This is a genomic window from Chroococcus sp. FPU101 (assembly GCF_017312365.1).
In the GTDB taxonomy this organism is placed as follows: Bacteria; Cyanobacteriota; Cyanobacteriia; order Cyanobacteriales; family Microcystaceae; genus Chroococcus.
The window spans coordinates 25,821-33,536 of sequence record NZ_BLJI01000039.1; the positions used below are offsets into that span (position 1 = coordinate 25,821).

The window sequence follows — 7,716 nt, forward strand, 5'->3', positions numbered from 1 at the left end:
TTAGTGTTACGGTACGAGGGTATGACATAGTAATGCTAGCCTATCTTAAATACAAAAACGTAAAGTTTTAGATTTTTTTTTGCTTTGACGGGTGAGTATACTATTCTCAACTTCTGAGTGAGCAAAGAAAATACTTTAATTGGTGCAGGTTAGAAGAAAGAGCCAATGAAATTAAAACGATTTAAGTTCTCGCTAACGAATCTTAAATGCCAGAGCGTACCTATAAATAAAGATACAAGCACTTCGAGGATTATTGTTGACTGCCTCTCTCTTCGTTAAGAGCATTTCCCAAAAAACAATGGCTTGGCTTCTAAAAAAGTGAAGTACAGTCCTTGCTTTGTCTTCATCGAGCAATGGCTGGGATTTCTCTTTTTTTGTCGGTTATTGTCATTCGTACCGAGTAATCAATCTAAGAATTAGCTGACACTTCTTAATAAAAGTTAAATAGTACAAACTCACTCCGTAAATTTTGCTATTCTTAAGTAATTTGATACTGATCTTCCTCTTTAGGCCGATGACTCAAACTCCTCAACTCACCAACTCTGATGCGGCTTCTCTAGTGGCTCAATTGTTATTGGAGAAGGCACAATCTCCTAAACCCTTGACACTGCCTGAGTTATTGCAAAGGGCTAAACTGTCTATTAATAAAATGCTAAAAAATGGCCACACTTATACAGATGTGGCTCTGGTCTTGGCTGAGTTTGACCTTGAGATTACCCCGTTAGAGATTGAAGCGATTTTGATGGGGACAAAGAAGGTTAAGGGGAAACGCAAAGGTAAGGCTAAAGAGAATGGAACAGAGGGAGAAATTGTTATTGAAGCGGATGTTGCTACTGAAATTCTCGAAGTGTTAGCTTCTGAAGCGCAAATTCGTAAAGGATTAACAAAAGAGGAGTTAGTTGAATCATTAAGAGAACCCATCGAAAAGATGCTGGCTGCTGGCTATAACTATGATGATATTGCACAGGTGCTGGCCAGTTCTGGGGTACAAATTTCTGGGGCAACGATTAAAAGTTATTACCAAGGGTCTAGGAAACGTCAGGAAAATTTAGAAACGACAAAGGATGAGACTTTAATAGAAGAAGCGGTGGAAACAAAACCCACTACTGCTATAGTTAATGGCTCTAAAAAAGTTTCTCATAATTCTCTTAAATCCCATCCATCAACAACGGACGTTCCATCAGTTCAGACGGGGGGCAAAGAAACGAATGGGCGGAAACGTCTTCCCGAAACCGAGGCTAATGAAAAAAATGAATTAGAAAAGGAGTTTAATCTGTAATGGCAGCTATCCATTTTTTTGGTGGCGAGAAAGGGGGTGCCGGGAAGTCGTTTGTCTGTCGCACGGCGATTCAGTACCACATTGATAGGGGAATTCCGATTACGGTGTTCGATACAGATAGAAGTAATCCCGATGTGCGACGCATTTTTTCTGAACTGAGTTGTCAGGTAGCGGTGTTCAGTGAGGGGGAAAAGTACGAAGATACAGCGAATGCGATTTATAATGCTGCCCTAACGGAGCGAGTCTTGGTCAATTTGCCAGCGCAGGTTTTTATTCCCGTCAAGGATTGGTTTGAAAAGAATGGGTTATTTGAGATTGCCCCAGGAGACGGGGTAAAGTTTTTTTATTGGTTTGTCTGTGATGGTGGATATGACAGCCTAAAGTTATTCGGGAGGTCTTTGGAGTATTTTCAATCTCGTGTGCCTCATATTCTAGTGAAGAATGGGGGTAAGTGCGACGATTGGGAGTCTTTGGATAAAGATGATTTTTTACAAGCAATGATTGCTCAAGATCAGGTGAAAGTCATTGATTTTCCTAAGTTCATCGGCAATGCTGACCGCAATCAGATTGATGCCAAGAGTTGGACGTTCGGGCAAGCGAGGGAGTCATCCGAGTTTGGCTCGATTTCCCGCAATCGGGTAAAGCGGTTTCTCGAAGGGGCTTATACGGCTTTTGAGAGTGCGACGGTGTTTGACATCGATTCTAGCCCGATTGCTGTTCCAGAAAAACCCAAAACTCGTCGTCGGGCTTCAACGACAGTGGCGTAGGAGAAAAAGATGGCAATTACACCACTTAATGGCCAGAATTCTAATAGTCGTACCTATTGGCTGGATAAGGCTTTAGAAGGGCAATCCCCTGAAATTAAAGCGCGGGTGCTAGAACTGGTGCTGAAAATGGGCATTGAGCCAGAAGATGAGTTCTTTGTGATTTTTGTGGGGATGGGTCAGTTACAGGTGTTGCTGTTAGAGGCACCAGAACAATGGCAGGAAATTTTTTCTCGTTTTCTTCTTCAGTTAGAAGGGTGGACGAAAACGTTAGAGAAAAAGTTAGCCGTGCTGCCATCTGGGACTTCAATGAATGAAGATGGGTTAAAAAAGTCCATCGCTGAATTAACTCAAATCTGTAATGGATTGAAGAGTCAGTTACAAGGTACTAATCAAGGGGTTACTCAATCGATTGGTACGCTCACCTCCAAGATTGATGGGTTAAACAGTTCTCTTGTTACTGCTTTGGGGGATTTGAAGGGACAAAAAGAGCAATTAGGAACTTTAAAGCATTTTATCGCTCAACTTAATGGCTCAGTTAAAGAATTGGTGAGCCAAAAAGAACAGGTGGAAAATGAGGAATCCTCGATTATTCCTCCTAAAACAGTTCAGGAATGGGTTGAGGTGATTAAGGAGTTCTTGTGGACTTACAAGGGGGAGCTTTTCTCCTATGTTGTGGTTTTTCTGGTCGGATTTGGGATAGCACGTTCAATGTATTTTCCAAAACAACAGCTTTTAGAGTCTACGGCACAAAGGACACAGTGGTTGTTGGAGAAGGAAAATCGTCGGGATTGTTTACAGGGGTTTAAACCGAAAGGTAGTCCTGAGTGTAAAGAGGTGTTTAAGAAGGCCAAAAGTTTAGGAAAGGGAAAATGATGAACGCAAGCTAACTACAATAGTATTTAACACTTATGGAGACTTGATAATTATGATGGTTAAAGAACAAATTCTAAAAGAACTTGAGCTTCTTCCCGAATCAAGATTGAGCGATGTCCTTGCCTACTTACGTTCTCTGAATAATTCTCAAAAAGGCTCGGATTCTGAGAAAGTTTGGCAAGCTTATTTAGATTCAGAAAGAGAAAGAGAGGAGGTGTATCGTCGTCTGGCCAACTCCTGAATTTCTCGATTTAACACTGGTCTTGAACATTCACACACGACAAATTGAAAAGTTTGGCGGAACTGACGGGATTCGAGATGAAGGATTGCTCGAATCGGCTCTAGCACAACCACAAGTTACTTTTGGGGGTCAACTGCTACATCCTTCTATTCCAGCACAGGCAGCCGCTTATCTTTACCATTTGGCCATGAATCATCCTTTTATTGATGGCAATAAACGAACGGCTTTCGCCGTGATGGATACATTTCTTCGGGTCAATGGCTATGTTTTAACTCTTTCTAATGAAAAAGCTTATTATTTAGTCATGCAAGTGGTTCAAAAACAAATTAGTAAATCCGAACTGATATTAGAGCTTGAAAAAAAGATCGAGAAATTAAATTAGTTCTCCCCGTTCAAGGATTTAATGATGACTGAAGCTATCTTTAATTCTCAAAAATCTGAGATTTATAGGAACTATATTACCCAATTGCTCTCTCAGTTAACTGTTGACCATCAAAATACTAAGCAAGAGAGAAAAGAAGTAGCGGCTAAATTTCTCGCCAATGAAGAAGAATTTAGCATCACTGAGGAAATTGAATTGTTAACTTCAGATCTTCGAGGCTATGCCAGTCAAATTCAAGGGCGAGGTTGGATAGATCTAGAACAACAAGCTATTAATCAATTGCTCACAATGGGAGTTTTTGACATTCCTGTTCTTGCTCAATTTTACTGGGAAACCCATGATAAATACCCTCTCTTGAAGAGTTATCTGCAAAAGTTGGATTATTTGCGCCTGTTAATCTTAGAATATCTAGACTTACCTAATCTATCTGTCATAGAAGGTGAATAATTTCCAACAAGGGTCGAAATTTGTTGATTTTCCATTTTTTGATAAGCTTTTTCTTTTTAACTTTGAATCTTAGTTGTCACACCAAAAGAAAGTTATATCTATATACCCCCTGTGACACTAAGCCGCCGCTTCGTCATACTGAGACTGAGAAAGCCATCTTTCAAAAACGGCTTGTCTACCATCGGGGTTTTGGTTACAACCGTTGTAAAACCGCTTGGCCTTACCTTCTATTCGATGCCATCCCGTAAAATCGCATTTTAACCCCATTAAATCTAATAGTCGTTGAGCGACAGCCATTGGGGTATCTTTAGAGGGATTAATGCTGATTCCGAAAATCAGTTTAATCTGAGAACGTGTCACAGGGTTATTAATTCTATCAAACCATCCTTGTAACTTATCGCTAGTAAAGAAGGCTGAGGGGTCAAAAAATTGATTAATGCCCAAAAGCTCAAGTGCAGCGATTTTACTTGACAGTAATGAGTGATTTAAGTCGGGTTTGAAGATTTGACCATCCCCCGCGTCTTTATATTTGTTTAAAATTTTCCTATCACGTTCGCTTAACAGGTTACGACCTACAGTGAGATAGTAATGAAGTAAGATTTTCTCACACCAGCCGTCGTCATCTTTTTTCACTAATTCCTTATCAATATTTTCAGTTTGATAGCGTCTGACTAATTTTCCTTTACGCTCTTGATGCCGTTCATTCTCAGTTTTAGACCGTTTTTCTTTCAGTTCCTTGTATTCAAGATCGGTTGGATTTGAAGATGCTATTACGCTTTCACAATGAGTCTCGTATAATTCCTCTTTACTTTCAATAATTTCATGCTGTACCGCCTCATCTTTCTCATCACTAACATGAATCACTTCATACCCCATTTTTATTAGTTTAGCCAAAACGTGGTCTTTAAAATTCCCCGCTTGGCTATTTAAAACACAGGCAATTTTTGCATAAGCTAGTAGGGAAGGAGAAATGCTTAAATCGTCTTCAATAACAGCAATTTCACAGCTTATGCCAGCCTTAATCAGTTGTTTAAGATTCGCTGACGTTTTTCCATGAATCCCAGCGAGTAACCCTCTAATCTCAAATGCTCCGTTACCTATTCGCTTAGTTGAATAAGGGTGAATGTAAATATGTCGCTCTACATCTAAGCGATATCTCTCTAATGTTTGGCAAACTGAATCAACGGACTGAACAGCATGAGAAATACAATAAACATAATCAAAAATATACTCATCAATGCTGACCCCTGTTTCAATTGTCGGACTTGCTAAAACAATGTCATAGTTTTTGAGAACATCGTTAAGATTCCCCATGCAACCATAGGCGGGGTGTTTGGGATCTGATACACTATCTTTATCGATTCTCAAAATTCGCAGGTGCGGAAATTTCTTTTTAAAATGATTCTCTAAGTTACGAGTTCCCCAATTTGATTTATGTTTTTGACCATCGGTATGAATTAAAATGGTTCTCCCCTTCTGAACCGCCTCACAAGCTTTCTGGATGACCAAACTCTGGTCTGAATAAACGTAAATTTTTCTTTTCCCCTTATTAGGAATAAAAGTATTTTCGACGACCCAAGTTTCAACAGGCTGACCGATTAGTTGTTGAATGTAATTGATTGATATTGGGGATAAATCAGCATCGGTCAAATAAATTTTGCCCCCTGTAGAAATGACAACCTGTAACAGTTCTCTGAAAGCTTTTAGAATGGCAACTCGATGATTGATGCAGGTATCACCTAATAATAAATGTCTGATGACCTGTTCAACTTCATCAAGAATAACTGTTGCTTCCTCCCAAGATTGAGGATTAAATTTGGGATTGGCGAAAGGATGCAGTGAGTCGATACAAAGCGCGTAACCAAAAATACCTTTAGTTTCTGATGTGGAGATCGCCGTCCTGTAATCAATCCCGAAACGTAAGGCCAGCGCGATCGCCAATTGTTCGCGATGCACAATGACAATTACTCTTTTCCCTTTTCTAAGCAATCGTTCAATTTTTCGGGCTAACCATTCGGTTTTCCCCGTTCCCTGCCAACTTTTTATCCCAATTAGTTGAGCAGTAGCAGGAGGCACTAAACTTTCGGGTAAATACCGTTCATTGACCGTCAGATTGACGTAAGGAGACAGGTCTAAAACTTCACTAAGCTTGTAATCGGCTAGGCTGATACGGCTGTTGTAAACCGCATTAAAGTATGAGAGTCCTTTGAGGGCAATCAAGTCATCAACCCCTTTAGAGGATGAATCCCAAGTAATGACGGAAACCTCACAACCTTTAGATTTAAGCAAGTTTCCTGTTTTTAAAGTTGCTTTTCTGACCGCTTGTTTTGTTTTTGGCTTGGGGTCATTATCAAAACAGAAACTCATTTCGCGCCCAAGTGCCGCAAAGGGAATAAGCTGAGGAATTAGATAGGGCAAACTGCTCACATTACCCCAATCGTCTAAGGGCTGTCTAACTCCATTCCAGATCCCAGATAATCCAATCGTACAATAACCAGCCGATAATAAAGAAGCGGCTTTCTTGGCTCCTTCTGTAATTAACAGATTGATTTCAGGAGTCGCTTTTACCCACTGCCAAAACTCTGTATCCTCAGTCTTCAAAAATATCTCGGTAGCGGTAATCCCAATTAAGTCCGCAATTCTTTCTTTGTAGGAATTTTCTAACCCGCAGTTAATAGCTATTTTTAACCCGATTCCCCAAGGAACTTTTAGAAAAAAGGCCGAAGTTGGAACTTTTGGCGGGTGTTCGTATTTAATGGGTTTTCCTTTTTCTCTTTCAATCTTTGGTTTGTCGGGTTTAAAACAGCCCCATTCAGATTCAGATCCTGTTATGGGGTCAATTGTGCCACACACCAACCACCGTAATCTAAATGACCATATCTTCTTAACCAATAATCCCTGAGTCGGCCATCGTTGCGCCGCTCGCTATCTGGGAGTCCGTAGAGTAAATATTCATGGGGGGTTGTTCCTGATAACGACCGTACATTGAGGGCAGTTATTAAAGGATCTACTTTTGAGTCTTCTACCCATTCACGCCAATGATTTTCCTTGATGTGAGCAGGTCTTTCTGCAATCACTTTACTTTGTGTCTCGTTCTCTTGAAGTTCCTCTGAAGGTGAGATTGGCTTCTTATATTCGTTCATAAGATTCTCCATAAATGTGGTGATTTGGAGAATCTCTCTGGCTTTTGGGTTTTTAAGTCATTTTTTCTGTCTATCTACGAATGGACAAAATTAGATGATCGGTTTTAAGCTTGAAGTAATTTTTGGTTTTGTGTTTGTATTTCCGAGAGGGGAGAGAAGTCGGCAAAACTTCTCGTGTGGGCTACCTGAAAAGATTAATACTCAAAGAGATTCAACTATTTCAGGCTATTTCAAGCTAAAAACCTGCCCCAGAAGCTCAAAGAGATCCAAACTTTTTCTTATTCTGACTACCTTGAATCGATGCTTTTAGAAAGGCAAGCTTCGACCCAGCCTGCTTGTAAGGAATTTTTGTGTTTTCATCCATGAACGCTTCTCCAAACTGCTAAAAAGACTTTGTCATCGATTATGCCAGAAGTTTTAAAATCTGTTTTCGCATTGGATCATTATTCAGTAAGCTTCAAGGGGTCTGAAAGCTTTATCAGTAAAGAGTTTCAAAAATGACGGGTCGGGGGATACTAGAGGTTTGGTCGGGGGATACTAGATGTAATGTTTTCATCTTCAAAGTTATATAGGGCAAAGGGTTG

At 40.1% G+C, this 7,716-nt stretch carries 8 protein-coding genes; 6 read left to right on the forward strand and 2 right to left on the reverse strand.

What is annotated here, in order from left to right:
- Nucleotides 1-514: 514 nt before the first annotated feature.
- Genes CFPU101_RS21680 through CFPU101_RS21705 form a run of 6 tightly spaced genes read left to right on the forward strand, consistent with a single transcriptional unit; the run spans nucleotide 515 to nucleotide 3,989 of the window.
- Entirely contained in the window at nucleotides 515-1,279 is a 765-nt protein-coding gene (locus CFPU101_RS21680; RefSeq protein WP_206817514.1) for a hypothetical protein, read from the forward strand.
- Nucleotides 1,279-2,046 carry a mobilization protein gene (locus tag CFPU101_RS21685; RefSeq protein WP_206817516.1) on the forward strand — a complete coding sequence of 256 codons (768 nt, stop codon included), beginning with the start codon at nucleotides 1,279-1,281 and terminating at the stop codon, nucleotides 2,044-2,046. Before CFPU101_RS21680 ends, CFPU101_RS21685 begins: the two co-directional genes overlap by 1 nt.
- 9 nt (nucleotides 2,047-2,055) lie before the next feature.
- Nucleotides 2,056-2,919 (forward strand): DUF6753 family protein, encoded by an 864-nt coding sequence (locus tag CFPU101_RS21690; protein ID WP_206817518.1) that lies wholly within the window; start codon nucleotides 2,056-2,058, stop codon nucleotides 2,917-2,919.
- A 52-nt stretch (nucleotides 2,920-2,971) separates the two neighbouring features.
- Nucleotides 2,972-3,160, forward strand: coding sequence for a DUF2281 domain-containing protein (locus tag CFPU101_RS21695; protein ID WP_206817520.1), 189 nt, complete (start codon nucleotides 2,972-2,974; stop codon nucleotides 3,158-3,160).
- Complete coding sequence (locus CFPU101_RS21700; protein WP_206817531.1) at nucleotides 3,138-3,542, forward strand: type II toxin-antitoxin system death-on-curing family toxin; 405 nt, start codon at nucleotides 3,138-3,140, stop codon at nucleotides 3,540-3,542. Before CFPU101_RS21695 ends, CFPU101_RS21700 begins: the two co-directional genes overlap by 23 nt.
- Before the next feature lie 21 nt (nucleotides 3,543-3,563).
- Entirely contained in the window at nucleotides 3,564-3,989 is a 426-nt protein-coding gene (locus tag CFPU101_RS21705) for a hypothetical protein (protein WP_206817533.1), read from the forward strand.
- Nucleotides 3,990-4,106: 117 nt separating this feature from the next.
- Here the strand turns inward: CFPU101_RS21705 and CFPU101_RS21710 are convergent, their stop codons facing one another.
- Together CFPU101_RS21710 and CFPU101_RS21715 are read right to left on the reverse strand one after the other, a co-directional pair.
- A complete protein-coding gene (locus tag CFPU101_RS21710; RefSeq protein ID WP_206817522.1) occupies nucleotides 4,107-6,842 on the reverse strand; it encodes a plasmid replication protein, CyRepA1 family in 2,736 nt (911 codons plus the stop codon).
- Nucleotides 6,818-7,132, reverse strand: a complete 315-nt coding sequence (locus CFPU101_RS21715) for a hypothetical protein (protein ID WP_206817524.1) — start codon at nucleotides 7,130-7,132, stop codon at nucleotides 6,818-6,820. Before CFPU101_RS21715 ends, CFPU101_RS21710 begins: the two co-directional genes overlap by 25 nt.
- Nucleotides 7,133-7,716 lie beyond the last annotated feature (584 nt).

Coding starts and splice junctions, on each gene's coding strand:
- CFPU101_RS21680 (WP_206817514.1), top strand. CDS start 515: ATGACTCAAACTCCTCAACTCACCAACTCTGATGCGGCTTCTCTAGTG.
- CFPU101_RS21690 (WP_206817518.1), top strand. CDS start 2,056: ATGGCAATTACACCACTTAATGGCCAGAATTCTAATAGTCGTACCTAT.
- CFPU101_RS21695 (WP_206817520.1), top strand. CDS start 2,972: ATGATGGTTAAAGAACAAATTCTAAAAGAACTTGAGCTTCTTCCCGAA.
- CFPU101_RS21685 (WP_206817516.1), top strand. CDS start 1,279: ATGGCAGCTATCCATTTTTTTGGTGGCGAGAAAGGGGGTGCCGGGAAG.
- CFPU101_RS21715 (WP_206817524.1), bottom strand. CDS start 7,132: ATGAACGAATATAAGAAGCCAATCTCACCTTCAGAGGAACTTCAAGAG.
- CFPU101_RS21705 (WP_206817533.1), top strand. CDS start 3,564: ATGATGACTGAAGCTATCTTTAATTCTCAAAAATCTGAGATTTATAGG.